Origin of the sequence: Geminicoccus flavidas, assembly GCF_009806515.1 — a bacterium.
GTDB lineage: Bacteria > Pseudomonadota > Alphaproteobacteria > Geminicoccales > Geminicoccaceae > Geminicoccus > Geminicoccus flavidus.
Map to the genome: position 1 here is coordinate 1 of NZ_WUJP01000860.1, position 1,518 is coordinate 1,518.

The window sequence follows — 1,518 nt, forward strand, 5'->3', positions numbered from 1 at the left end:
CGCATCAGCACGTCCGTGGGCGGCAGGGCATAGGTGGCAGCCCCGGTCGGACAGACCGATGCGCAACTGCCGCAGCCGGCACAGACATGGGGGTCGATCAGCACATGGTCGCCACCGGGCGAGATCGCCCCGGTCGGGCAGACCTCCAGGCAGCGGGTGCAGCCGGTGATGCGCGAACGGGAATGGGCGCAGAGGTCCGCCTGGAAATCGACATAGCGTGGCTTGTCGAACTCGCCGACCAGATGCGAGGCCTGGAACAGCGCCCGCTCGACGGCTGCGAGGTCGCGCGGGTCCGCGCGCACATAGCCGTAGCGGACCTCGTGGGCGGGAAAGAGCGGCGTGCCGCCGGATAGGTCCAGGATGATGTCGCAGCGCGAGGTGGCGCCGTTGCGCGGCATGCCGAACGCCAGCCTGGCGCGGGAGGAGGGCGCCGGGACGGCATAGTCGTCGATGCGCAGCTCAAAGGCGCCGAGGTGACCCTTCGCACCCACGATCGTCCCCTGCAGCACCGGGAACGCGCCGATGCGCAGCGGGCTGACCTCGCCAGGTCCGGTCAGGAGCACCGTCAGGTCGAGCTGGTCGGCCAGGCGGTGCGCCGCCTCGATCGCCAGCTCGTCTCGGCCATAGACCAGCGTCACCCCCTTGCTCTCGAACGGGACGAACGGGACGGGCGGTGCCGGTTCGGCGGCAGCGGCCAGCAGTGCCGCCATCTTCGGCCCGGCATCCCGGGCTTCGGCGGACCAGCCGGCATGTTCGCGGATATTGGCGAAGACCACCCGCTCCTCCGCCGCCAGCTCCGCCGCCACCTCGCCGAACAGGGGCGCCTCCTGGGTGCAGGAAACGGTGACCGGCCCACCGTCCGAGAGGACGGAGCGGAACCGGTCGAGCTCGCGGCGGCAGAGCTGATCGGCGCGCTGGATGCTGCCGCCGCAGCCGCGGGCGAGGGCGGCCTCGTCCAGCGTCACCGTTCCCTCACAGGAACATACGATCACAGTCCTATCGCCTTGCGGCATGCTCGCCCGTCTCCCGGCTGAAGGCGTCTTGGCAGTTCCCGTACCTGACCAATGGCAGCAAACTGGAATCGATCAAGACAGGACAGCTCGACCGGGGGAAGCCTCGTTGACCACCGCCACCGCACCGGCCGCCGCGACGGCGCTGCCCGACCTGCCGCCCGCCTATCGGCTGGTCGTGCGGAACGAACCGGGTGCGGCCTTTGCCCATGCCTGCCGGCTGGCGCCGGATGCCGGGGCGGGCACGCTGGTATGGGTGCCGCGGCCGGACGTCCTGGAACTCGCGGTGGTGCTGGAGCCGGACGAAGCGCTCCGGCGGGCCAGGCGGGCGTTCTTCGCCGGGATGGTCGCCACGGCCGATGCGATCGCCGCCGCTTGCGCGCCGGAGAAGCCGATCGGCTTCGACTGGCCGGACGGGATCCGGTTCGACGGCGCCAGGCTGGGCGGGGGCCGGCTGGGCTGGCCAGAGAAGTGTGGCGAGGCGGACGTGCCGGACTGGCTGGTCTTC

The 1,518-nt window shown here is 71.4% G+C and carries 2 protein-coding genes; one reads left to right on the top strand and one right to left on the bottom strand.

What is annotated here, in order from left to right; all coding sequences use genetic code 11:
- Nucleotides 1-1,013 (bottom strand): 4Fe-4S binding protein (locus EQG76_RS24610; RefSeq protein WP_159717243.1); only part of this gene is annotated, 1,013 nt, incomplete at its 3' end.
- A gap of 106 nt (nt 1,014-1,119) precedes the next feature.
- On the opposite strand from EQG76_RS24610, the gene EQG76_RS24615 reads away from it, so the two are divergent.
- Nucleotides 1,120-1,518: biotin/lipoate--protein ligase family protein (locus tag EQG76_RS24615; protein WP_235031546.1), on the top strand; the 399-nt coding region annotated here is incomplete at its 3' end.